The sequence below is a fragment of the Enterobacter cloacae complex sp. IR5459 genome (assembly GCF_049238005.1).
GTDB classification, from domain to species: Bacteria; Pseudomonadota; Gammaproteobacteria; order Enterobacterales; family Enterobacteriaceae; genus Enterobacter; species Enterobacter hormaechei_C.
The window spans coordinates 352239-374573 of the sequence record NZ_JBMKIG010000001.1 but is presented as its reverse complement, the minus strand read 5'-3'; the positions used below and the strand labels follow the sequence as shown (position 1 = coordinate 374573).

Below are 22335 nucleotides of genomic sequence, written 5' to 3'. Positions count from 1 at the left end.
ATGATTCCAGTGAACACCTGTTAGCTAAAATAAATCCATAATCAAGATTTATTCTTATAAATCAGTACAATGCAAAAGCAATCCACCGCACAGGTGTAAATGATTTTATTAACACCTGAGTAATCAAGGAGATAAATCCGTCTCCCGCCCTTCGTCATCATGGTATGCTTCAGGAATAGTGTCCGACAGCGAGTTTAGCCATTGTGAGTATGTTCAGCCATTCCGCCATTGCCAGCCTCAACAATCTGGAAATGATGGTCTACAACTATGTCATTAAGAACCGCGATAAAGTGATGTACATGACCATCCGCGAGCTGGCGGATGCTGCTGGGGTCTCCACTACCACTATCCTGCGCTTCTGCCGCAAGCTCAACTGTGATGGTTACTCGGAATTTCGGGTGCGCTTTAAACTCTATCTGGAGCAGAACGAGCCGCAGCAGGCGAATTTTGGTGCCAGTGAAATTATCAGCTTCTTTAAAAGCGTAAATAACGAAGAGTTTGATGCGCTATTAGATAAAGCCGTCGATATTATTTTATCATCTGAACGAATTATTTTTGTCGGTGCGGGCACCTCCGGATCGCTGGCAAAATATGGCGCACGTTTCTTTTCAAATATCGGCAAATTCAGTAACCATATCGACGATCCTTATTTCCCGGTCACTAACGACATGGCTAAAAATGCGCTGGCCATTGTACTCTCCGTCTCCGGCGAAACCGAGGAGATCCTGCGCTTCGCCAGCCAGTTCAGCCTGCACCACTGCAAGGTGCTCTCCGTCACCAGCCATGAACATTCTCGTCTCGCAAAGCTGGCGGACTTTAACCTCTCCTGGCATGTCCCGCAAACGCGTATTGGCGGCGTTTACGATATCACCACGCAAATTCCCGTCATCTATATTCTGGAATCATTAGGCCGAAAACTGGCGAAGAAATTAACAGAATAAAACATCCTGTTTTTTTGATGTGACAAATTACAATTTCCACAAATTGTTATATCGTGACATTTAATTCCGCTTTGCTAGACTCGAAATCAATAAGTCCTGAATTGAGAATAGCAAAGATGAAAAAACTCACCTTACCGAAAGATTTTTTATGGGGCGGCGCGGTGGCGGCGCACCAGGTTGAAGGCGGCTGGAACAAAGGCGGCAAAGGGCCAAGCATCTGCGACGTGCTCACCGGCGGCGCACACGGCGTTCCGCGTGAAATCACGCAGGAAGTGATTGAAGGCAAATATTACCCGAACCACGAAGCCGTCGACTTCTATGGCCATTACAAAGAAGATATTAAGCTGTTTGCCGAGATGGGCTTCAAATGTTTCCGTACCTCCATCGCCTGGACGCGCATCTTCCCGAAAGGCGACGAAACTCAGCCAAACGAAGAGGGGCTGAAGTTTTACGACGACATGTTCGATGAACTGCTGAAGTACAACATCGAGCCGGTGATCACCCTCTCCCACTTTGAAATGCCGCTGCATCTCGTTCAGGAATATGGCGGATGGACCAACCGTAAAGTGGTCGATTTCTTTGTGCGCTTCTCGGAAGTGGTATTTGAGCGCTACAAAAATAAGGTCAAATACTGGATGACCTTCAACGAAATCAACAACCAGCGCAACTGGCGTGCGCCGCTGTTCGGCTACTGCTGCTCTGGCGTGGTCTATACCGAGCACGACAACCCGGAAGAGACCATGTACCAGGTGCTGCACCACCAGTTCGTGGCCAGCGCGCTGGCGGTGAAAGCCGCACGCCGCATTAACCCGGAGATGAAAGTCGGCTGCATGCTGGCGATGGTGGCGCTCTATCCTTACTCCTGCAAGCCAGAGGACGTCATGTTTGCTCAGGAATCCATGCGCGAGCGCTACGTCTTTACCGACGTGCAGCTGCGCGGCTACTACCCGTCTTACGTGCTGAACGAGTGGGAGCGCCGTGGGTTCTCCATCAGGATGGAAGCGGGCGACGAGCAGATCCTGCGTGAGGGCACGTGCGACTACTTAGGTTTCAGCTACTACATGACCAACGCGGTCAAAGCGGAAGGCGGCACCGGTGACGCCATTTCCGGCTTCGAGGGCAGCGTGCCGAACCCACACGTCAAGGCGTCCGACTGGGGCTGGCAGATTGATCCGGTAGGCCTGCGCTATTCGCTGTGCGAACTGTACGAACGTTATCAGAAGCCGCTGTTTATCGTCGAAAATGGTTTCGGCGCCTACGACAAAGTGGAAGAGGACGGCAGCATCAACGATGACTACCGCATCGACTACCTGCGCGCCCACGTGGAAGAGATGATGAAGGCCGTGACCTGGGACGGCGTGGATCTGATGGGCTATACCCCGTGGGGCTGCATCGACTGCGTCTCCTTCACCACCGGCCAGTACAGCAAGCGCTACGGCTTTATCTACGTCAACAAGCACGACGACGGCACCGGCGACATGTCCCGCTCCCGTAAGAAAAGCTTTGAGTGGTACAAAACCGTGATTGCCAGCAACGGCGAAACGCTGTAACGGCTCGCCCTCTCTGCAAGCGGAGAGGGCAAACCGCTTATCTTCCAGACACTTCTTTACAGCTTTTGCGTTGCCAAAATATGTTCGCCCGATAATATAGGCGTCCTGAATATTTGAGGCGAACATGATCAAGCGACAACGCAACGCTATCCTGCTTGTAGCCCTGGCCTGCCTGGTGGTGCTGATATGCACCGCCCAGCGGATGGCCGGGATGCACGCGCTTGTCATGAACGTCACCGCCACGAGCCAGTCTGTCCAGCAGGGGCAGGAGAGTACCGACGCACCGGTAACCCCGTGTGAGCTTAGCGCCAAGTCGCTGATGTCGGTCCCGCCTGTTTTGTTTGAAGGCGCCCTGATTGCCGTCACCCTGCTGCTGGCGTTGCTGGCAGCCAGCCCGCCGCGCCGCGAACGGCAGTGGCCTCCCCGCGTTATCTCCCCGCCCCGGTTAAGGGTGCATCTGCGATTATGCGTCTTCCGTGAATGAGCCTTCGCCTGTTACTTCAGGTTAATTCATCATTTACGGAGATAATTTATGTTTACTGTATTCAGGCGACTGCTGGTCTGCCTGCTTTGGCTATGGCTGCCCCTCAGCCAGGCTGCCGACAGCGGCTGGCTGCGCGCCGCCGATAATCAGCACGCCAGCGTCAGGCTGCGTGCGCAACCCGAAAGCACTGGCGAAACCCGCCTGCTGCTGGACGTCGCCCTGCAAAAAGGCTGGAAAACCTACTGGCGCTCGCCGGGCGAAGGGGGCGTCGCACCCACGATTAAATGGCATCAGCCCGTCGAGGCGAAATGGCGCTGGCCTGTGCCGCAGCGTTTCGACGTCGCGGGTATCACCACGCAGGGCTATCACGGCGATGTCAGCTTTCCCATCACCCTGCGGGGCGACGTCCCGAAGATCCTGAGCGGCGTGCTTACGCTCTCCACCTGTAGCAACGTCTGTATTCTTACCGACTACCCGTTTTCACTGAACATGACCGCATCCGCAGGCGCCGGTTTTGATTACGATTTCAGTCGGGCCATGGGCACCCTTCCGCTCAGCGGCGGGTTGACCTCAACGCTTAACGCCACCTATGCCCCCGGCAAGCTGACCGTAACGGCGCAGCGTGACGCAGGCTGGCAGGCGCCGTCCCTGTTTATCGACGGTATGGATGATGTTGATTTCGGCAAACCGGCCCTCACCGTGCGCGGTGATTCGCTGGTCGCCACCGTGCCCGTGACGGACAGCTGGGGCGAGGCCGCGCCCAACCTCAGCGGCAAAACCCTGTCGCTGGTTCTGGCCGATAGCGGGCAGGCGCAGGAGTCCAGCCTGAGCATTCAGCCGGGGAACGCCGCGCCGACGCTCTCGTTAGGCTGGGTGCTGCTGATGGCGCTGGCGGGCGGTCTGATCCTTAACGTCATGCCCTGCGTACTGCCCGTGCTGGCCATGAAGCTGGGCACGCTGATGCAAACCGAACGGCAGGCGCGGGGTCAGGTACGCCGACAGTTTCTTGCGTCGGTAGCCGGGATCGGGATCTCGTTCCTCGCGCTGGCGCTGATGATGACGGTTTTACGCTTAGGCAATCAGGCGCTCGGCTGGGGGATCCAGTTCCAGAACCCGTGGTTTATTGGTGCGATGGCGATGGTGATGGTGCTTTTCAGCGCCAGCCTGCTGGGGTTGCTTGAAATCCGTCTCCCTTCCGGCGCCAGCACCTTCCTCGCCACGCGCGGCGGTAACGGGCTTGCGGGTCATTTCTGGCAAGGCGCGTTTGCCACGCTGCTGGCGACACCCTGCACCGCGCCGTTCCTGGGTACGGCGGTCTCGGTCGCGCTGGCGGCGCCGCTTCCCCTGCTGTGGGGGATCTTCCTGGCGATGGGTATCGGCATGAGCCTGCCGTGGCTGCTGGTGGCGGCCTGGCCGGGGCTGGCCCAGCGGTTGCCGCGTCCGGGACGCTGGATGAACGTCGTACGCGTAGTGCTGGGGATAATGATGCTCGGCTCATCGCTGTGGCTGCTGAGCCTGCTGACGGTGCACATTGGCAGCCTGCCCGTCATCACGCTGGGCGTGCTCCTGATCCTTACGCTGCTGCTGGTCACCGCCTGGCGCTACCGCTGGCAAACGGCACTGCGCGCCGGGGTATTAGCTGTAGTGGTGGCCGGAGCAGTCGCGTTTGTATCCGGCTCCGGCGGCGAGGGTTCCCGCCGCGATCGTATCCACTGGCAACCGCTCAGCGAGCAGGCCATTGCCCGCGCGCTGGCGGAGAACAAACGGGTGTTCGTCGACGTGACCGCCGACTGGTGCGTGACCTGTAAAGCCAATAAATACAACGTGCTGCTGCGCGGCGACGTGCAGGATGCGCTCTCCGCCCCGGACGTTGTCGCCCTGCGCGGCGACTGGAGCCGCCCCTCAGATACCATCAGCCAGTTCTTAACCACGCGCGGCAGCGCCGCCGTGCCGTTTAACCAGATCTACGGACCGGGATTACCGCAGGGCCACGTGCTGCCTGCGTTGTTAAGCCGCGAAGCGGTGCTGAGCACCCTGTCCGATGCAAAAGGAAAATAACATGAGAGCCTTGATAGCCTTACTTCTGCTGTCGTTATCAACGTTCGGTTTCGCCGCACCGTCAGATGACGCTTCCAGCGACCAGCTGGCAAAACTGCTGTTTAACGACCCCAACAGCCCGCGAACCGGCGCGGCATCGCCGAAGCTGACCATCGTCTCCTTCACGGACTACAACTGCCCGTATTGCAAGCAGTTCGACCCAATGCTTGAGAAAATTGTGCAGGAAAATCCCGACGTGCAGCTCATCGTCAAACTGCTGCCGTTTAAGGGACAAAGCTCGGTAAATGCCGCGAAAGCGGCGCTCTCGACGTGGCAGCAGGCGCCGGATAAATTCTGGGCGCTGCACCAGCGGCTGATGATGAAAAAGGGCTATCACGATGACGCCAGCATCGCCGCCGCAAAGGTCAAGACCGGAACGGACAGCATTAAAACGGATGATAAAACCATGGACAGCTTAAAGATGAACCTCATCCTGGCGCAGGTGCTGAATATTCAGGGTACCCCGGCGACCATTATCGGCGACCAGATGGTGGCGGGCGCCATTCCGTATGACGACCTGGAGGGGCTGGTCAAAGAACAGCTGGCAAACGTCCGTGGCAAGTAAGCTTCCGCGCCTGCTGCGCGAACTGGGCGTGTGGCTGCTGATTGGCATAGCCGTGAGCCTGGCGGTGGACTATTTCCGCCAGCCCGCGCTGCCGCAGAATTTCTCCGCGACGGCACTGCACACCCTCGACGGTCAGCCCGTCGATCTTATCGCCATGAGTAAGGAGCGACCGCTGCTGGTCTACGTCTGGGCGACATGGTGCGGCGTTTGCCGCTACACCACGCCGTCGGTGGCGGCGCTTGCCGCGGACGGGGGTAACGTGATGTCGGTTGCGCTGCGCTCGGGCGATAACGCGACGCTCGAAACATGGATGAGGAAGAAGAAGGCGATGATGCCCACGGTCAACGACGCCAGCGGAGAACTGGCGCGTGAGTGGGACGTTAAGGTGACGCCAACGCTGGTGGTGATCTCTCACGGTGAGGTGAAGTCGATCACCACCGGCTGGACCAGCGGCTGGGGAATGCGCCTGCGGCTGTGGCTGGCGTCGTAGCGTTACTTCCCGCCAGCCAGCTCCAGGAAGCTACCGGTAACATAGGAGGCTTTGTCGCTCAGCAGCCAGGCAATGGCCTGGGCGACCTCCTCCGGCTGACCGCCACGCTGCATCGGTAACATCGACTTCACCCGATCCACACGCCCCGGCTCGCCGCCGGAGGCGTGAATATCGGTATAAATCAGGCCTGGCCGCACGCAGTTAACGCGAATGCCCTGTGCCGCCACCTCCAGCGCGAGGCCGGTAGTCAGGGAATCCACCGCCCCTTTTGAGGCGGCATAATCCACATATTCCCCCGGCGCGCCCAGCCGTGACGCCGCCGAGGAGACATTCACAATCGCGCCGCCCTTGCCGCCGTGTTTATGCGACATGCGCTTAACCGCTTCACGGCAGCAGAGAAAATAGCCGGTGACGTTGGTAGCCAGCACGCGGTTAATACGTTCAGCGGAGAGGTGTTCGATGGTGGATTGTTCAAACAAAATCCCGGCGTTGTTCACCAGCGCGGCGAGCGGCTCACCTTCGCGATCGATGCTGGCGAACATCGCCATCACCTGCGCCTCATCGCTGATGTCCGCGCGCACGGCAAAGGCTTTACCGCCCGCGTCCACGATCTGATTAATGACCTCTGTCGCGGCTTTGATGTTGTGATGAAAATTCACCGCAACGGTGTAGCCTTCGCTTGCCAGCTGTAGCGCGGTGGCTTTACCAATACCCCGGCTGGCGCCGGTGACCAGTGCAATTGCCATTCTTTTCTCCCAATAAAAAAGCCGGGTAGCGGCTTCGCTTTACCCGGCCTACGTTACTACAGGAACAACGTTACTGGTATTCGCTCATCGGTACGCAGGAGCAGAACAGGTTACGGTCGCCGTAAACATCATCAAGACGTTTCACGGTTGGCCAGTATTTGTTTGCCACACCTGCCGGGAAGACAGCCAGCTCGCGGGTATAACCGTGGTTCCACTCTGCTACCAGTTCGTTCTGGGTATGCGGCGCGTTAACCAGCGGGTTATCTTCCAGCGTCCACTCCCCGCCTTTCACGCGGTCGATTTCGCTGCGGATCGCCAGCATGGCGTTGATAAAGCGATCCAGTTCCACCTTGCTTTCAGACTCGGTCGGCTCAACCATCAGCGTTCCCGCAACCGGGAAGGACATGGTTGGCGCGTGGAATCCGTAGTCGATCAGGCGCTTGGCAATATCCAGCTCGCTGATGCCCGTCTCTTCTTTCAGAGGACGAATATCGAGGATGCATTCGTGCGCCACGCGACCGTCGCGGCCGGTATAGAGCACCGGATAGGCGTCCTTCAGACGCGTTGCGATGTAGTTGGCGTTAAGGATCGCTACCTGGCTGGCCTGCTTCAGCCCTTCCGCGCCCATCATGCGGATATACATCCAGCTGATTGGCAGGATAGAGGCGCTGCCGAACGGTGCCGCGGAGACCGCGCCCTGACGGGTCAGCATGCCTTCAATCTGCACCACGCTGTGGCCTGGGACAAACGGCGCCAGGTGCGCCTTCACGCCGATAGGACCCATGCCCGGGCCGCCACCGCCGTGCGGAATGCAGAACGTTTTATGCAGGTTCAGGTGCGACACGTCCGCGCCAATAAAGCCCGGAGAGGTGATGCCCACCTGGGCGTTCATGTTTGCGCCGTCGAGGTAAACCTGGCCGCCGAACTGATGCACCACTTCACACACTTCACGGATAGTTTCTTCGTACACGCCGTGGGTGGACGGGTAGGTCACCATGATGCAGGAGAGTTTGTCGCCCGCCTGCTCGGCTTTGGCGCGCAGGTCGGCCAGATCGATGTTGCCGTTTTTGTCGCACGCCACAACCACCACTTCCATTCCTGCCATCTGGGCAGAAGCCGGGTTGGTACCGTGGGCGGAGCTTGGGATCAGGCAGATATCACGGTGGCCTTCATTGCGGCTTTCGTGATAGTGACGGATCGCCAGCAGACCAGCGTATTCACCCTGCGCGCCGGAGTTCGGCTGCATGCAGAGCGCGTCGTACCCGGTCAGCTTCACCAGCCAGTCGGAGAGCTGGTTGATCATCATGTGATAACCTTCCGCCTGCTCAGCCGGGCAGAACGGGTGCAGCTCAGAGAATTCAGGCCAGGTAATTGGGATCATCTCAGCCGCGGCGTTCAGCTTCATGGTGCAGGAGCCCAGCGGGATCATCGCCTGGTTCAGCGCCAGATCTTTACGTTCCAGCGAGTGCATGTAACGCATCATCTCGGTTTCGCTGTGATAGCGGTTGAACACCGGATGAGTCAGGATCGCGTCGTCGCGCAGCATGCTTTCCTGAATGGAGCGGCTGTCGAGCGCAACCTCTTTGTCGAGCGTATCAACGTCCAGACCGTGTGCGTCACCCAGCAATACGTTGAACAGGGTCAGGATATCGTCACGGGTGGTGCTTTCGTCCAACGTAATGCCGACCGCATTGTGAATGTCGCTGCGCAGGTTGATTTGCGCTGCCTCGGCGCGCGCCAGCACGGCCGCTTTGTCTGCCACCTCGACGCACAGGGTGTCGAAATAGTGTTCATGACGCAGTCTGAGATCTTTCTGTTGCAGACCGCAGGCCAGGATATCGGCCAGACGGTGGATGCGGCTGGCAATACGCTTCAGGCCTGCCGGACCGTGGAACACCGCGTACAGGCTGGCAATGTTAGCCAGCAGCACCTGCGAGGTACAGATGTTGGAGTTCGCTTTCTCGCGGCGGATATGCTGCTCGCGGGTCTGCATCGCCATGCGCAGCGCGGTGTTACCGGCGGCATCTTTCGATACGCCGATAATACGGCCTGGCATGGAACGTTTAAATTCATCTTTCGCGCCAAAGAACGCCGCGTGCGGGCCGCCGTAGCCCATCGGCACGCCGAAACGCTGGGCTGAGCCGAAGACAATATCCGCGCCCTGTTTACCTGGCGCCGTCAGCAGCACCAGTGCCATAAAATCAGCGGCGACGCTAATAATAACCTTACGGGATTTCAGCTCGGCGATCAGTGCGCCGTAGTCGTGTACTTCCCCGGTGGTGCCCACCTGCTGCAACAGCACGCCGAAGACGTCCTGGTGATCCAGCACTTTTTCAGCGTCGTCGACAATCACCTCAAAGCCGAAGGTTTCCGCACGGGTGCGCACCACGTCCAGCGTCTGGGGATGCACGTCCGCCGCGACGAAGAAACGGTTGGCGTTTTTCAGTTTGCTCACGCGCTTCGCCATCGCCATCGCTTCGGCGGCGGCGGTGGCTTCATCCAGCAGCGAGGCAGAGGCGATATCCATACCGGTCAGATCCAGCGTCACCTGCTGGAAGTTCAGCAGCGCTTCCAGACGGCCCTGGGAGACTTCTGGCTGATATGGGGTATAAGCGGTGTACCAGCCCGGGTTTTCCAGCATGTTACGCAGGATCACCGGCGGTAACTGCACGTTGGTGTAGCCCATGCCAATGTAAGACTTATAGCGCTTGTTAAGGCTGGCGATGGCCTTAAGCTCCGCCAGCGCGGCGAACTCCGTCGTGGACTCGCCTACCTGCGGCGGCGTGGCAAGCTGGATGTCCTTTGGCACGATCTGGCCGATCAGTGCGTTTAATGAATCCGCGCCAACTGTCTTCAGCATCTCCTGCTGTTGCTGAGCATCCGGCCCAATGTGACGTTCAATGAAGGCGCCACGGTTTTCAAGCTGGCTTAAAGTCTGTGTCATGAGCGATGGTTCCTGAAACGTGCAGTGAATTTAAGTTCCCTCTCCCTTTGGGAGAGGGTTAGGGTGAGGGGAAGATTAGCACCCTCACCCCTGCCCTCTCCCAAAGGGAGAGGGGGATTACTGATTACTCGTCTTCTAACAGTGCTTCGTACGCGGTCGCATCCAGCAGCGCGGCAACCTGCGCTTCGTCGCTGGCTTTGATCTTGAAGATCCAGCCGCCTTCATACGGTTCGCTGTTCACCAGCTCCGGGGAGTCGCTGAGCGCGTCGTTCACGGCAACAATTTCACCGCTTACCGGGGCGTAGATGTCAGAGGCCGCTTTAACGGATTCCGCCACCGCACAGTCATCGCCTGCGCTCACGGTTGCGCCCACTTCCGGCAGGTCAACAAACACCATGTCGCCCAGCAGCTCCTGCGCGTGCTCGGTGATCCCAACGGTGTAAGTGCCGTCCGCCTCTTTGCGCAGCCACTCGTGTTCTTTGCTGTATTTCAGTTCTGCTGGCACATTGCTCATTGAAGTTCTCCTGATAAAAATAGTTAGGCGACCGGCTTACCGGCGCGAACAAAAATCGGTTTGGTCACGTTGACCGGCATTTCGCGGTTGCGGATCTGCACCACCGCCGTTTCGCCAATCCCCGCCGGCACGCGTGCCAGGGCAATACTGTAGCCGAGCGTCGGGGAGAACGTTCCGCTGGTGATCACGCCTTCGCGATGATTGCCATCGGCATCGGTGAAGCGCACCGGCAGCTCGCCGCGCAGCACGCCTTTTTCTTTCATCACCAGGCCTACCAGCTGTTCAGTGCCCTTCTCGCGCTGCATCTCCAGCGCTTCACGACCAATAAAATCACGGTCAGCCGGTTCCCATGCGATGGTCCAGCCCATGTTGGCGGCCAGCGGAGAGACGCCTTCGTCCATCTCCTGACCGTAGAGGTTCATCCCCGCTTCCAGACGCAGCGTATCGCGCGCGCCCAGGCCCGCAGGCTTCACACCTGCCTCCACCAGCGCACGCCAGAAATCAGCGGCCTTCTCGTTTGGCATGGCAATTTCATAGCCCGCTTCACCGGTGTAGCCGGTGGTGGCGATAAACAGATCCCCCGCCTGCACGCCGAAGAATGGCTTCATGCCTTCGGTGGCTTTGCGCTGCTCGTCGCTAAACAGAGACGCGGCTTTCGCCTGGGCGTTTGGCCCCTGTACGGCAATCAGCGACAGATCGTCACGGACAGTGATGTCAATGGCGTAAGGTTCAGCGTGTTGGGAAATCCAGGAGAGGTCTTTTTCGCGGGTGGCGGAGTTTACAACGAGGCGGAAGAAATCTTCGGTGAAGTAGTAGACGATGAGGTCGTCAATCACGCCGCCAGAGGCATTGAGCATACCGGTATAGAGCGCTTTGCCCGGCGTCTTCAGTTTGGCGACGTCGTTTGCCAGCAGATAACGCAAAAACTCCCGGGTGCGGCTACCGCGCAGGTCGACAATCGTCATATGAGACACGTCGAACATACCGGCATCGGTGCGCACCGCGTGGTGCTCATCAATCTGCGAGCCGTAGTGCAGCGGCATCATCCAGCCGTGGAAGTCCACCATGCGGGCACCGCATAACACGTGCTGTTCGTACAAAGGAGTCTGTTGAGCCATCTTTTCCTCGTTGAAAAATTCACCGTGAAACCCGGTGTCGGCCTCGCGATCGGGGGCCGACGCAAACGTTCTCTTTTACCTGAACTTACCACCGAAACCGGCGGTTAACCATAAGGTAAAACGGGTCATCACATTAGCTTATGACCAAAAATCGCTGAAAAGCCTACAGAGTTATTCACTGGGAAAATGCGATTAAACCCGCATAAAATTAACAATGATCTAACAGGATTTAGCAGATGCTGATATTTCATGCGGAAAAATGGGCCGAATTTCCGTAACATAAAAATAGTAAGATTAGATTTTCTAATGCGAAAAATGACGTGAAATTAGATTATTTCAAACGAGGGAATTTCCCCGGCGCGCAGGCCGGGAAAATAAAGTGTGACGGGGATCGAGATTAACGTAACCAGTCGGGAAGATCGTTGAGGCCCATTGCCTGACGAAGAAGCTGCGGTTTTACGCCGGGAAGGGTGTCGGCCAGTTTGAGGCCAATATCGCGCAGCAGTTTTTTCGCCGGGTTCGCTCCGGCAAACAGCTCGCGGAAGCCCTGCATACCCGCCAGCATCATAGCCGCACTGTGTTTGCGGCTGCGCTCGTAGCGACGCAGATACAGATGCTGACCAATATCTTTGCCTTCCCGATGCAGGCGACGCAGCTCTTCAACCAGCTCAGCCGCGTCCATAAAGCCGAGGTTCACTCCCTGCCCGGCCAGCGGATGAATGGTATGCGCCGCATCCCCCACCAGCGCCAGACGGTGCGCGGCAAACTGACGCGCGTAGCGACCGGTTAACGGAAACGTCTGGCGTTCGCTTTCAAGCCCGCACAGGCCCAGACGGTTATCAAACGCCACGCATAGCGCCTGACTGAAGGCATCCGGCGTCGTCTCCTGCATCTGCTGCGCTTTCTCCGGCTCTAAGGACCAGACGATGGAGCAGAGATGCGGATCGGCAAGCGGCAGGAAGGCCAGAATGCCGTCATTATGGAAAATCTGGCGCGCCACGCCGCCGTGCGGCTCTTCGGTGCGGATTGTGGCCACCAACGCGTGATGACGGTAATCCCAGAAGGTCAGCGGAATATCCGCTTTGTTACGGAGCCAGGAATTAGCGCCGTCGGCACCCACTACCAGACGCGCAGTCAGCATATCGCCACTTTCAAGAGTGATAAACGCGTCGTTTTCGCCCCACGCCACCTGATGAAGTTTCGCCGGTGCGATCAGCGTGACGTCGCTGCACTGCTGCGCTTTCTGCCACAGCGCGTGGTGGATCACCGCGTTTTCAACGATATGTCCAAGGTGGCTGTAACCCATGCTTTCATCGTCAAACGCGATACGGCCAAAGCTGTCTTTGTCCCACACTTCCATCCCGTGATAGCAACTGGCACGGAGCGCCACGATTTCAGACCAGACGCCAAGGTGCGTCAGTAGCTTTTCGCTGGCGGCATTGATCGCCGAGACGCGAAGCTCTGGCGGTGCATCCTGCGCCACAGGCTGCGGCGCTTTTTGCTCAAGCACGGCCACGCGCAGGCCGCTGCCCTGTAAACCACAAGCCAGCGCCAGTCCTACCATTCCGCCGCCCACAATGGCGACATCAACATTTTGCACGGTCAATACTCCTTAACGCGCGACCCAACCCAGGGTCCGCTGCGCCAGCACGTCACGTGCCGGAATGAACAGTTCCATCGCCATAAGCCCAAGGTTGCGACCCGCAACCAGCGGTGCCCAGCGATTGGCAAACAGGTGGACTAAACCGTCGGTGACGCCAATGGTCGCCGCTTTGTCCGCCTGGCGTCGTTTCTGGTAATGGCTCAGCACTGAGTATGCGCCACAATCCTGTTGTTCGCTCCACGTTCGGGCCAGGAGCTCGGCCAGGCTCATCACGTCACGGAGGCCAAGGTTGAAGCCTTGCCCGGCGATGGGGTGTAGCGTCTGCGCGGCGTTGCCGACCAGGGCGACGCGATGGGAGACAGTCTGCGATGCGGTCGTCAGCGCAAGCGGATAGGCCACGCGTTTTCCGGCGTGGGTGATGCGCCCAAGCCGCCAGCCGAAGGCCTTTTGCAGCTCGGAACAAAAACGTTCGTCGGACCAGGAGAGAACCTCATCGGCCCGATCCTGCGCATGGCACCATACCAGCGAGCAGCGCCCGTTCGACATCGGCAGCATGGCCAGCGGGCCGTGCTCCGTGAAGCGCTCAAATGCCCTGCCGTTATGCGCGCCAGCCGTAGAGACATTAGCGATGACCGCCGCCTGTCCATAGGGTTCAGAGCGCCATTCGACGCCGCACTGCGTGGCGATCGCGGAGCGTGAACCATCTGCCGCCACCAGCAGTTGCCCCTCCAGCGTGGTGCCGTTGTCCAGCGTCACGCTGACGGCCTCGTCACGGCGGCTGAAGCTGGCGACGCGCGCCGGACAGTGCAGCGTGACGCCAGGGGCATCCTGTAACAGACGGAACAGCCGCAGCCCCACGTCATGCAGCTCGACGACCTGCCCCAGTGCCTCAATTCGGTAATCGTGGGCATCCAGCGTCACAAACCCGGCGTGGCCGCGATCGCTGACGTGAACGGTGCCGATGGCCGTCGCGCAGTCCGCTATCGCCTGCCAGATGCCAATGCGCGCAAGCTGCTGGCAGGTTCCCTGGGCCAGCGCGATGGCGCGGGCATCGAAGCCGGGATGATCGGCCGCCTGCGGCGCAACCGCCTCAACAAGATGCACCGGAAGCTGGCCTTTGGTTAACTGCGAAATGGCCAGCGCCAGAGTAGCGCCGGTCATGCCTCCGCCAACGATGATCACGCTCATACGCGTGCCGCCGCCATCAGCGCCTCGATGTCGTCGGCTTTTTTCACCACGGTCGCGGTCAGGTTTTCGTTACCGGTTTCGGTGATGACGATGTCATCTTCAATGCGAATGCCGATCCCGCGGTACTGTTCTGGCACGTCGGCATCCGGCGCGATGTACAGCCCAGGCTCAACGGTCAGCACCATGCCTGGCTCCAGCACGCGCGAACGTTCCGGACCGTATGCCCCGACGTCATGCACATCCAGCCCCAGCCAGTGGCTCAGGCCGTGCATAAAGTACGGACGATGGGCGTTTTCGGTTATAAGGGTGTCCACATCGCCTTTCAAAATGCCGAGCTTCACCAGCCCGGTAATCATGATGCGCACCACCTCGCCCGTAACCTCCTGGATGGAGGTGCCAGGGCGGAACAGCGTCAGCGCGGTCTCCAGAGACTCAAGCACGATGTCATAGATTTCACGCTGCGCGGTGGTGAATTTACCGTTCACCGGGAAGGTACGGGTGATGTCGCCCGCGTAACCCTGATATTCACAGCCCGCGTCAATCAGCACCAGATCGCCGTCGCGCAGTTCACTTTCGTTTTCGGTGTAGTGCAGAATGCAGCCGTTTTCACCGCCGCCTACGATGGTGTTATAGGACGGGAAGCGCGCGCCGTGACGGTTAAATTCATGGTGAATTTCGCCTTCAAGCTGGTACTCGAACATACCGGGACGGCACTTTTCCATGGCGCGGGTATGCGCCAGGGCGCTGATTTCGCCCGCGCGGCGCATCACGTTCAGCTCTTCTTCAGACTTAAACAGGCGCATCTCATGCACCATCGGACGCCAGTCCGTCAGCGTGGCAGGTGCGGACAGGTTCTGGCGCGAGCCTTTACGCAGCTTATCCAGCGCGGTGAAGACAATGTCATCCGCATACGCGTATTCGCCCTGCGCGTGATAGAGCACGTCCAGGCCGTTCAGCAGTTGGTAAAGCTGCTGGTTGATTTCGCTGTAGGCCAGCGCACGGTCCACGCCCAGTTTTTCCGGCGCCGCCTCCTGCCCTAAGCGGCGGCCAAACCAGATTTCCGCGGTCAGATCGCGCACGCGGTTAAAAATCACGCTGTGGTTGTGGGTGTCATTGCTTTTAATCAGCACCAGTACCGCTTCCGGCTCGTTAAACCCGGTGAAGTACCAGAAATCACTGCTCTGGCGATAGGGGTATTCGCTGTCGGCGCTGCGCGTCACTTCCGGCGCGGCGAAAATCAGGGCAGCGCTTCCCGGCTGCATTTTTGCCAGCAGCGCCTGACGACGGCGAGAATACTCTTGACTGGAGATAACCATGACACCCTCCTGTGCGTTATTTTTCTTAGTGTAATGTTGGCTTGCGAACTTCCGGCGCGGTCGGCTGCGAGCGCGTAAAGTTGTCGTGGCACAGCAGAGACGCCACGCGCACGTACTCGATAATCTCTTCGAGAGACATTTCCAGCTCTTCCTGGTCTTCGTCTTCATCGTAGCCGAGCTGGGCGATATTACGCAGATCGTCGATCGCTTCACCCGCTTCGCCGGTCACTTTATCCAGTTTAGGCTGGGTTACGCCCAGGCCAAGAAGATAGTGGTTTACCCAACCCGCGAGCGCATCGGCGCGATCGAAGACGCTGACATCGTCGCCTTCAGGCAGATAAAGCTGAAAAAGAAAGCCATCGTCTTCCAGGGAATCGCTGGTTGCGGCGTGCATTTTACGCAGCGCTTCCGCCAGTTCGTGGCCAAACGCCAGCCCTTCGTTGGTGAGGTCGTGGATCAGCGGCTGCCATGAGCTGTCGCTGTTTCCGCCGCACAGTATGCCGCTGATCAGACCGTGCATTTCGGCAGGGGTCAGACCGACTCCCTGCTGGTTCAGTAACTGGTTTAAATCCTTGTAACCAGGCATTTCGTTCTGTATAGACATACGCATTCGTCATCAAAGGGAGGATATTCATGATATGCTACCACTTTGGACCCTGGTGATACCAGAAAAGGGCTTGTATCTTCACATCAGGGTAGCTATAGTGTCGCCCCTTCGCAGCCCCCGGGGCAGTAAGCGAAGGCAGCGCAGTCAATCAGCAGGAAGGTGGCATGTCTGCACAACCCGTCGATCTCCAGATTTTTGGCCGTTCACTGCGAGTGAATTGTCCGCCTGAACAAAGGGATGCCTTGAATCAGGCTGCGGACGATTTGAATCAGCGGTTGCAAGATCTAAAAGAACGCACTAGAGTCACAAATACTGAGCAGCTGGTTTTCATCGCCGCGTTGAACATCAGCTATGAACTGACTCAGGAAAAAGCGAAGACCCGCGATTACGCGGCAAGCATGGAGCAGCGCATTAAAATGCTCCAGCAGACCATAGAACAGGCATTGCTTGATCAAGGTCGCAGTCCCGAAGGACCGGGACCAAAGTTTGAATAACACTTCTCAGTTGACTATGGTAGAGTAACTGTGAAGACAAAATTTCTCTGAGATGTTCGCAAGCGGGCCAGTCCCCTGAGCCGATATTTCATACCACAAGAATGTGGCGCTCCATGGTTGGTGAGCATGCTCGGTCCGTCCGAGAAGCCTTAAAACTATGACGACACATTCACCTTGAACCAAGGGTTCAAGGGTTACAGCCTGCGGCGGCATCTCGGAGATTCCCTCTCTTTTCTTCTACCGACTACCATGACTCAATTCCCTGAAGTTTCTGCTTCACGCCAGGACATCCGTCAGCTTATTCGCCAGCGTCGTCGCGCCTTAAGCGCCGAGCAACAGGCACATTTTGCCCAGCAGGCCGCCGCCCGCATGATGGCCTATCCGCCTGTGGTGATGGCAAACACCGTCGCCCTGTTTCTCTCGTTTGATGGTGAGCTGGATACCCAACCGCTTATCGACCAGCTCTGGCGCGCCGGGAAAAAAGTTTATCTGCCGGTGCTACATCCCTTTAGCCGAGGCAATCTGCTGTTTCTGCACTACCATCCGCACAGCGAGCTGGTGGTAAATCGTCTGAAAATCACCGAACCCAAACTCGACGTGCGCGACGTGCTGCCGCTATCTGAACTGGATGTGCTGATTACGCCGCTGGTGGCGTTTGACGAGCAGGGCCAGCGATTAGGCATGGGCGGGGGGTTCTACGACAGGACGCTGCAAAACTGGCAGCAGTACGGATTGCAGCCGGTGGGGTATGCGCATGATTGCCAGGGCGTGGAGGTATTACCCGTAGAGAAATGGGATGTGCCGTTGCCGGCGGTGGTGACGCCCAGTAAAACCTGGACCTGGTAGAATAAAGCCGGGTGGCGGCTACGCCTTACCCGGCCTACATAAATCATCGAACATTGTAGGTCGGGTAAGCGTAAGCGCCACCCGACACCACAGACCGCACCATCAGTACAGCAGACGCGCGCGAATCGTCCCCGGAATGGCCTTCATGCTCTGCAATGCTTTCTCGGCGATGTCTTCATCCGCTTCAATATCAATAACCACATAACCCATCTGCGAGTTAGTTTGCAGATACTGCGCAGCAATGTTAACGCCCTGCTCGGCAAAGATCTGGTTGATGGCGGTCAGCACGCCAGGACGGTTTTCGTGGATGTGCAGCAGACGACGCCCACCGTGCAGCGGCAGAGACACCTCCGGGAAGTTCACCGCAGAGAGCGTTGAACCGTTATCGGAATATTTGCTCAGTTTACCCGCCACTTCCAGGCCGATATTCTCCTGCGCTTCCTGAGTAGAACCGCCGATGTGCGGCGTCAGGATCACGTTGTCGAACTCGCACAACGGAGAGGTGAACGGATCGCTGTTGGTGGCCGGTTCCGTCGGGAACACGTCAATCGCCGCACCCGCCAAATGTTTACGCTTCAGCGCGTCGCACAGTGCAGGAATATCGACCACCGTACCGCGCGCGGCGTTGATCAGCAGAGAGCCCGGCTTCATCAGCGCCAGCTCTTCTGCGCCCATCATGTTTTTGGTGGACGCATTTTCCGGCACGTGCAGGCTTACCACGTCGCTCATATTCAGCAGGTCAGACAGGTGTTGAACCTGGGTGGCATTGCCTAACGGCAGCTTGCTTTCGATATCGTAAAAATAGACATGCATACCGAGAGATTCCGCCAGAATCCCCAACTGGGTACCGATGTGGCCATAGCCGATGATACCCAGTTTTTTCCCACGGGCTTCGTAGGAGCCCGCAGCCAGCTTATTCCACACGCCGCGGTGCGCTTTGGCGTTAGCCTCCGGAATGCCGCGAAGCAGCAGCAGCAGCTCGCCAATTACCAGCTCCGCCACGGAACGGGTGTTAGAGAACGGCGCGTTAAAGACCGGGATACCGCGTTTTGCGGCGGCATTCAGATCAACCTGGTTGGTGCCGATGCAGAAACAGCCAATCGCCACCAGCTTTTCCGCCGCAGCAATAACGTCTTCAGTCAGTTGGGTACGGGATCGCAGGCCAATGAAATGGGCATCACGGATGGACGCTTTCAGCTCTTCAGTGTCCAGCGCGCCTTTGTGAAATTCGATGTTGGTGTAGCCTGCTGCGCGAAGGCTATCGAGCGCTTTCTGGTGCACGCCTTCAACCAGCAGGAATTTAATCTTGTCTTTCTCCAGTGATACCTTTGCCATTTACCCGACCCTGTTTTTGTCTGAACTGATGTTGTGCTGGATATAAATCCGCTGTAGCCAACATATCAAAAAAAACTATTGCAGCAATATGAACGTTTGCGTCAGTACGCTGAAGGAAAGTCATACAGCGCAAAATGGCAGAGGAAAATGCTATGGAAATTTACAAACGCGGAAGGATCGGCAAAAGAGACATAAAAACGTGACACAAGTCACCGAATTTAGCGTTTCAAAAATTTTTTAGCGGGGGGAGGACTCCCCCCGTCAGATCATTTTACGATGGTTTTCACGCCGTCAGCGGTGCCGATCAGCGCCACATCCGCGCCACGGTTGGCAAATAACCCTACGGTAACAACGCCTGGAATGCCGTTGATCGCATTTTCCAGCGCAATGGCATCGAGGATCTCAAGGCCGTGAACGTCGAGGATCACGTTGCCGTTGTCGGTCACCACACCCTGACGGTATTCCGGACGACCGCCCAGCTTCACAAGTTGACGGGCAACCGCGCTGCGCGCCATCGGGATCACTTCGACCGGCAGCGGGAAATTCCCCAGAATGTCGACCTGCTTGGAGGCGTCCGCGATGCAGATGAACTTATCCGCCACGGAAGCGATGATTTTTTCGCGGGTCAGCGCCGCGCCACCGCCTTTGATCATCTGCATGTGGCCGTTGATTTCATCCGCGCCATCAACGTAAATGCCCAGACGGTCCACTTCGTTGAGGTCGAAAACGGTGATGCCGAGGCTTTTCAGCTTTTCCGTGGAAGCATCGGAGCTGGAAACCGCGCCCTCGATCTGCCCCTTCATCGTGCCCAGCGCATCGATAAAGTGCGCCGCCGTCGACCCCGTACCAACACCGACAATGGTACCCGGCTGTACGTACTGGAGAGCGGCCCATCCTACTGCTTTTTTCAGTTCATCCTGCGTCATGATCGTTTTGCCTGTGGTGTGAAAACTCAGGGCGCATTATAGAACACGTCGAATGGATTTCGTCTGCCACGAAGGGAAAATTGTGTCATAGTGCAGATTAAGCAAAATTAAGGAGTCAGCCAGAGCAATGAAACGTCCGGACTACAGAACACTACAGGCACTTGATGCAGTTATTCGTGAACGCGGTTTTGAGCGCGCGGCGCAAAAGCTGTGCATCACCCAGTCCGCCGTATCACAGCGTATCAAACAGCTTGAAAACATGTTCGGGCAGCCGCTGCTGGTGCGTACCGTACCGCCGCGTCCGACAGAGCAAGGACAAAAGCTCCTCGCCCTGCTGCGTCAGGTTGAACTGCTGGAAGATGAATGGCTGGGCGATGAACAAACCGGCTCCACGCCGCTGCTGCTGTCGCTGGCGGTGAACGCCGACAGTCTGGCAACCTGGCTGCTGCCGGCCCTTGCGCCGGTGCTGGCCGACTCCCCAATCCGCCTGAACCTTCAGGTTGAAGACGAGACCCGCACTCAGGAACGCCTGCGCCGTGGCGAAGTGGTTGGGGCGGTCAGTATTCAGCCGCAGGCGCTGCCAAGCTGTCTGGTGGATCAGCTGGGCGCGCTGGATTACCTGTTTGTCGGTTCAAAAGCCTTTGCCGAGCGCTACTTCCCGAACGGCGTGACTCGCGCCGCGCTGCTGAAAGCCCCTGCCGTCGCGTTCGACCATCTGGACGATATGCATCAGGCCTTCCTGCAACAAAACTTCGATTTGCCGCCGGGCAGCGTGCCGTGTCATATCGTTAACTCGTCCGAAGCCTTCGTACAGCTCGCGCGTCAGGGCACGACCTGCTGCATGATCCCGCATTTGCAGATTGAGAAAGAGTTGAAAAGTGGTGAGCTGATTGATTTAACCCCGGGGCTGTATCAGCGCCGGATGCTCTACTGGCACCGTTTTGCCCCGGAAAGCCGCATGATGCGCAACGTCACCGACGCGCTACTGGCGTTTGGGCATAAGGTGTTGAGACAGGATTAATCGCTTGAATTCCCTCTCCCTGTGGGAGAGGGTTAGGGTGAGGGCAAACTACTGCGCCTTAGCCGCCTCAGTTTGCTGAGTTTGAGTTGGCTCCAGCTGGAACACCACATCAACCTGATCGTCGAACTGAATGGTTGGCTGCTCGTAGGTTTCCTGAGCAGAAACCGGCGCGGCGTCCGCCTTCATCATCCGCACCATCGGGCTTGGCTGGTAGTTTGAAACGTGGTAACGGACGCTGTAAACCGGACCGAGCTTGCTCTTGAAGCCGGATGCCAGCTGCTGCGCCTGATGAATGGCATCATCAATTGCCGCTTTACGCGCTTCGTCTTTATATTTTTCCGGTTGCGCAACGCCCAGCGAGACGGAACGAATTTCGTTCAGCCCTGCCTTCAGCGCACCATCCAGCAATCCGTTGAGCTTATCAAGCTGGCGTACAGTCACTTCCACAGTACGCACGGCGCGATAGCCTTTCAGGATGCTTTTGCCGTTCTGGTAGTCGTAATCCGGTTGGGTACGCAGGTTCGCAGAGCTGATGTCTTTTTTCGCGACACCGTTCTGTTCTAGGAAAGAGAGGTATTGCGCAACACGATCGTCTGCCTGTTTCTTGGCGGAAGCAGCATCTTTCGCCGCCACGTTCACTTCAATTGCCAGGGTTGCAACATCGGGTACCGCATCCACACTTGCCGTGCCTGAAGTGACAATGTGCGGGCCGTTTGGCAGTTCATTCGCCTGCACCGACACCGCACCTAAACTTACTAATGCCGCCAGGGCCATCACCTTAAACTTCACTGTCATTCCTCCATGTTGCGAAGAGTGCCCTGTTAACAGGGCTCATGCCAGCAAGCTTAGCGGGTCTTGTTCAGATGTCCATAAGACAACGCTTAGTTGAACAATCCCTGTACGTGATGAATGCCCTCTTTCGCCAACTGGAAGGCAATAAACCACATCACCAGCCCCACCAGGGTATTGATAATGCGCTGCGCTTTGGCGGTACGCAGTCGTGGTGCCAGCCATGCCGCCAGGATCGCAAGACCAAAGAACCAGAGGAAGGAGGCGCTGACCGTACCGAGCGCAAACCAGCGTTTCGGCTCAACGTCCAGCTGTCCGCCCAGGCTGCCCAGCACCACAAAGGTATCAAGGTAGACGTGCGGGTTAAGCCACGTTACGGCGAGCATGGTGACGATAATCTTCCAGCGCCCCTGCTTCATCACTTCGGCGCTCGCCAGCTCAAGATTGCTGCTCATGGCCGTTTTCAGGGCACCAAACCCGTACCACAGCAGAAACGCTACGCCGCCCCAGGTAACCAGCGCCAGCAGCCACGGCGACTGCATCAACAGGGCGCTGCCGCCAAAAATCCCGGCGCAAATCAGCAGCAGATCGCTCACCGCACACAGCAGGGCAATCATCAGATGATACTGGCGGCGAATGCCCTGGTTCATCACGAACGCATTTTGTGGACCAAGGGGAAGGATCATGGCCGCACCTAACACAAGCCCCTGAAAATAATAAGATAACATGACGTAATTCTCGCAGAGTTGTCCTGGAGGCAG

Annotated in this window: 21 protein-coding genes and 1 other RNA gene; 10 read left to right on the top strand and 12 right to left on the bottom strand. The window is 57.7% G+C overall.

The annotated features are described in order from the left end of the window. Positions 1 to 209: 209 nt before the first annotated feature. The 6 genes from ACOTX4_RS01805 (at position 210) to ACOTX4_RS01780 (ending at position 6127) form a co-directional block, all read left to right on the top strand. Complete coding sequence (locus ACOTX4_RS01805) at positions 210 to 941, top strand: MurR/RpiR family transcriptional regulator (protein ID WP_023314798.1); 732 nt, start codon at positions 210 to 212, stop codon at positions 939 to 941. Between the two features lie 116 nt (positions 942 to 1057). Further along, positions 1058 to 2491 carry a 6-phospho-beta-glucosidase BglA gene (gene bglA, locus ACOTX4_RS01800; RefSeq protein ID WP_003863430.1) on the top strand — a complete coding sequence of 478 codons (1434 nt, stop codon included), beginning with the start codon at positions 1058 to 1060 and terminating at the stop codon, positions 2489 to 2491. A gap of 124 nt (positions 2492 to 2615) precedes the next feature. Next, the gene (locus ACOTX4_RS01795) at positions 2616 to 2975 is read left to right on the top strand and encodes a hypothetical protein (RefSeq protein WP_003863427.1); all 360 of its coding nucleotides are present in this window, start codon (positions 2616 to 2618) and stop codon (positions 2973 to 2975) included. A gap of 48 nt (positions 2976 to 3023) precedes the next feature. Further along, positions 3024 to 5033 carry a protein-disulfide reductase DsbD family protein gene (locus tag ACOTX4_RS01790; protein WP_045332853.1) on the top strand — a complete coding sequence of 670 codons (2010 nt, stop codon included), beginning with the start codon at positions 3024 to 3026 and terminating at the stop codon, positions 5031 to 5033. A 1-nt stretch (position 5034) separates the two neighbouring features. Next, positions 5035 to 5637: a DsbA family protein gene (locus ACOTX4_RS01785; protein WP_045332855.1), complete on the top strand. Its 603-nt coding sequence runs from the start codon at positions 5035 to 5037 to the stop codon at positions 5635 to 5637. Beyond that, positions 5627 to 6127 carry a protein disulfide oxidoreductase gene (locus tag ACOTX4_RS01780; protein WP_003863422.1) on the top strand — a complete coding sequence of 167 codons (501 nt, stop codon included), beginning with the start codon at positions 5627 to 5629 and terminating at the stop codon, positions 6125 to 6127. Before ACOTX4_RS01785 ends, ACOTX4_RS01780 begins: the two co-directional genes overlap by 11 nt. Before the next feature lie 2 nt (positions 6128 to 6129). Here ACOTX4_RS01780 and ACOTX4_RS01775 read toward each other — a convergent pair whose 3' ends face one another. The 8 genes from ACOTX4_RS01775 to ACOTX4_RS01740 form a co-directional block, all read right to left on the bottom strand. Continuing rightward, complete coding sequence (locus ACOTX4_RS01775; RefSeq protein ID WP_022651814.1) at positions 6130 to 6873, bottom strand: SDR family oxidoreductase; 744 nt, start codon at positions 6871 to 6873, stop codon at positions 6130 to 6132. 70 nt (positions 6874 to 6943) lie between these two features. Continuing rightward, positions 6944 to 9817, bottom strand: a complete 2874-nt coding sequence (gene gcvP / locus ACOTX4_RS01770) for an aminomethyl-transferring glycine dehydrogenase (RefSeq protein ID WP_047053937.1) — start codon at positions 9815 to 9817, stop codon at positions 6944 to 6946. 124 nt (positions 9818 to 9941) lie between these two features. Further along, positions 9942 to 10331 (bottom strand): glycine cleavage system protein GcvH, encoded by a 390-nt coding sequence (gene gcvH, locus ACOTX4_RS01765; protein WP_006811885.1) that lies wholly within the window; start codon positions 10329 to 10331, stop codon positions 9942 to 9944. A gap of 23 nt (positions 10332 to 10354) precedes the next feature. Further along, entirely contained in the window at positions 10355 to 11449 is a 1095-nt protein-coding gene (gene gcvT, locus ACOTX4_RS01760; protein ID WP_003860107.1) for a glycine cleavage system aminomethyltransferase GcvT, read from the bottom strand. A gap of 397 nt (positions 11450 to 11846) precedes the next feature. Then, on the bottom strand, positions 11847 to 13049 hold the full coding sequence (gene ubiI / locus ACOTX4_RS01755) for an FAD-dependent 2-octaprenylphenol hydroxylase (RefSeq protein ID WP_022651816.1): 1203 nt from the start codon (positions 13047 to 13049) through the stop codon (positions 11847 to 11849). Between the two features lie 12 nt (positions 13050 to 13061). Continuing rightward, entirely contained in the window at positions 13062 to 14240 is a 1179-nt protein-coding gene (gene ubiH, locus ACOTX4_RS01750; protein ID WP_003860103.1) for a 2-octaprenyl-6-methoxyphenyl hydroxylase, read from the bottom strand. Beyond that, positions 14237 to 15550: a Xaa-Pro aminopeptidase gene (gene pepP, locus ACOTX4_RS01745; RefSeq protein ID WP_086527952.1), complete on the bottom strand. Its 1314-nt coding sequence runs from the start codon at positions 15548 to 15550 to the stop codon at positions 14237 to 14239. Before pepP ends, ubiH begins: the two co-directional genes overlap by 4 nt. A gap of 31 nt (positions 15551 to 15581) precedes the next feature. Next, entirely contained in the window at positions 15582 to 16160 is a 579-nt protein-coding gene (locus ACOTX4_RS01740) for a YecA family protein (RefSeq protein WP_003860099.1), read from the bottom strand. A gap of 167 nt (positions 16161 to 16327) precedes the next feature. Here ACOTX4_RS01740 and zapA point away from each other — a divergent pair, with 167 nt between their 5' ends. The 3 genes from zapA to ACOTX4_RS01725 all read left to right on the top strand — a co-directional run bounded on the left by zapA (position 16328) and on the right by ACOTX4_RS01725 (position 17503). After that, complete coding sequence (zapA, locus tag ACOTX4_RS01735; protein WP_421635347.1) at positions 16328 to 16657, top strand: cell division protein ZapA; 330 nt, start codon at positions 16328 to 16330, stop codon at positions 16655 to 16657. A 41-nt stretch (positions 16658 to 16698) separates the two neighbouring features. Continuing rightward, positions 16699 to 16882, top strand: a non-coding RNA gene (gene ssrS / locus ACOTX4_RS01730) — 6S RNA. Between the two features lie 24 nt (positions 16883 to 16906). Beyond that, positions 16907 to 17503, top strand: a complete 597-nt coding sequence (locus ACOTX4_RS01725) for a 5-formyltetrahydrofolate cyclo-ligase (RefSeq protein ID WP_003860095.1) — start codon at positions 16907 to 16909, stop codon at positions 17501 to 17503. Positions 17504 to 17605: 102 nt separating this feature from the next. On the opposite strand, the gene serA is transcribed toward ACOTX4_RS01725, so the two are convergent. Both serA and rpiA read right to left on the bottom strand, forming a co-directional pair. Further along, positions 17606 to 18838 (bottom strand): phosphoglycerate dehydrogenase, encoded by a 1233-nt coding sequence (gene serA, locus ACOTX4_RS01720; protein ID WP_023314806.1) that lies wholly within the window; start codon positions 18836 to 18838, stop codon positions 17606 to 17608. Between the two features lie 266 nt (positions 18839 to 19104). Continuing rightward, positions 19105 to 19764, bottom strand: coding sequence for a ribose-5-phosphate isomerase RpiA (gene rpiA, locus ACOTX4_RS01715; protein WP_003860091.1), 660 nt, complete (start codon positions 19762 to 19764; stop codon positions 19105 to 19107). A gap of 127 nt (positions 19765 to 19891) precedes the next feature. On the opposite strand from rpiA, the gene argP reads away from it, so the two are divergent. Then, a complete protein-coding gene (gene argP / locus ACOTX4_RS01710; RefSeq protein ID WP_003860089.1) occupies positions 19892 to 20785 on the top strand; it encodes a DNA-binding transcriptional regulator ArgP in 894 nt (297 codons plus the stop codon). Positions 20786 to 20833: 48 nt separating this feature from the next. Here the strand turns inward: argP and ACOTX4_RS01705 are convergent, their stop codons facing one another. Together ACOTX4_RS01705 and argO are read right to left on the bottom strand one after the other, a co-directional pair. Further along, positions 20834 to 21574 carry an oxidative stress defense protein gene (locus ACOTX4_RS01705; protein ID WP_003860087.1) on the bottom strand — a complete coding sequence of 247 codons (741 nt, stop codon included), beginning with the start codon at positions 21572 to 21574 and terminating at the stop codon, positions 20834 to 20836. A 92-nt stretch (positions 21575 to 21666) separates the two neighbouring features. After that, positions 21667 to 22302 (bottom strand): arginine exporter ArgO, encoded by a 636-nt coding sequence (gene argO, locus ACOTX4_RS01700; RefSeq protein ID WP_039269094.1) that lies wholly within the window; start codon positions 22300 to 22302, stop codon positions 21667 to 21669. Positions 22303 to 22335: the final 33 nt, after the last annotated feature.

Excerpts from the sequence above, each read along its gene's own strand:
- ACOTX4_RS01725 (WP_003860095.1), top strand. The coding sequence starts at position 16,907 with ATGACTCAATTCCCTGAAGTTTCTGCTTCACGCCAGGACATCCGTCAG.
- rpiA (WP_003860091.1), bottom strand. The coding sequence starts at position 19,764 with ATGACGCAGGATGAACTGAAAAAAGCAGTAGGATGGGCCGCTCTCCAG.
- zapA (WP_421635347.1), top strand. The coding sequence starts at position 16,328 with ATGTCTGCACAACCCGTCGATCTCCAGATTTTTGGCCGTTCACTGCGA.
- ACOTX4_RS01805 (WP_023314798.1), top strand. The coding sequence starts at position 210 with ATGTTCAGCCATTCCGCCATTGCCAGCCTCAACAATCTGGAAATGATG.
- gcvP (WP_047053937.1), bottom strand. The coding sequence starts at position 9,817 with ATGACACAGACTTTAAGCCAGCTTGAAAACCGTGGCGCCTTCATTGAA.
- gcvH (WP_006811885.1), bottom strand. The coding sequence starts at position 10,331 with ATGAGCAATGTGCCAGCAGAACTGAAATACAGCAAAGAACACGAGTGG.
- argP (WP_003860089.1), top strand. The coding sequence starts at position 19,892 with ATGAAACGTCCGGACTACAGAACACTACAGGCACTTGATGCAGTTATT.
- ubiH (WP_003860103.1), bottom strand. The coding sequence starts at position 14,240 with ATGAGCGTGATCATCGTTGGCGGAGGCATGACCGGCGCTACTCTGGCG.
- ACOTX4_RS01785 (WP_045332855.1), top strand. The coding sequence starts at position 5,035 with ATGAGAGCCTTGATAGCCTTACTTCTGCTGTCGTTATCAACGTTCGGT.
- ACOTX4_RS01795 (WP_003863427.1), top strand. The coding sequence starts at position 2,616 with ATGATCAAGCGACAACGCAACGCTATCCTGCTTGTAGCCCTGGCCTGC.
- ACOTX4_RS01775 (WP_022651814.1), bottom strand. The coding sequence starts at position 6,873 with ATGGCAATTGCACTGGTCACCGGCGCCAGCCGGGGTATTGGTAAAGCC.
- ACOTX4_RS01740 (WP_003860099.1), bottom strand. The coding sequence starts at position 16,160 with ATGTCTATACAGAACGAAATGCCTGGTTACAAGGATTTAAACCAGTTA.
- serA (WP_023314806.1), bottom strand. The coding sequence starts at position 18,838 with ATGGCAAAGGTATCACTGGAGAAAGACAAGATTAAATTCCTGCTGGTT.
- bglA (WP_003863430.1), top strand. The coding sequence starts at position 1,058 with ATGAAAAAACTCACCTTACCGAAAGATTTTTTATGGGGCGGCGCGGTG.
- ACOTX4_RS01790 (WP_045332853.1), top strand. The coding sequence starts at position 3,024 with ATGTTTACTGTATTCAGGCGACTGCTGGTCTGCCTGCTTTGGCTATGG.
- gcvT (WP_003860107.1), bottom strand. The coding sequence starts at position 11,449 with ATGGCTCAACAGACTCCTTTGTACGAACAGCACGTGTTATGCGGTGCC.
- argO (WP_039269094.1), bottom strand. The coding sequence starts at position 22,302 with ATGTTATCTTATTATTTTCAGGGGCTTGTGTTAGGTGCGGCCATGATC.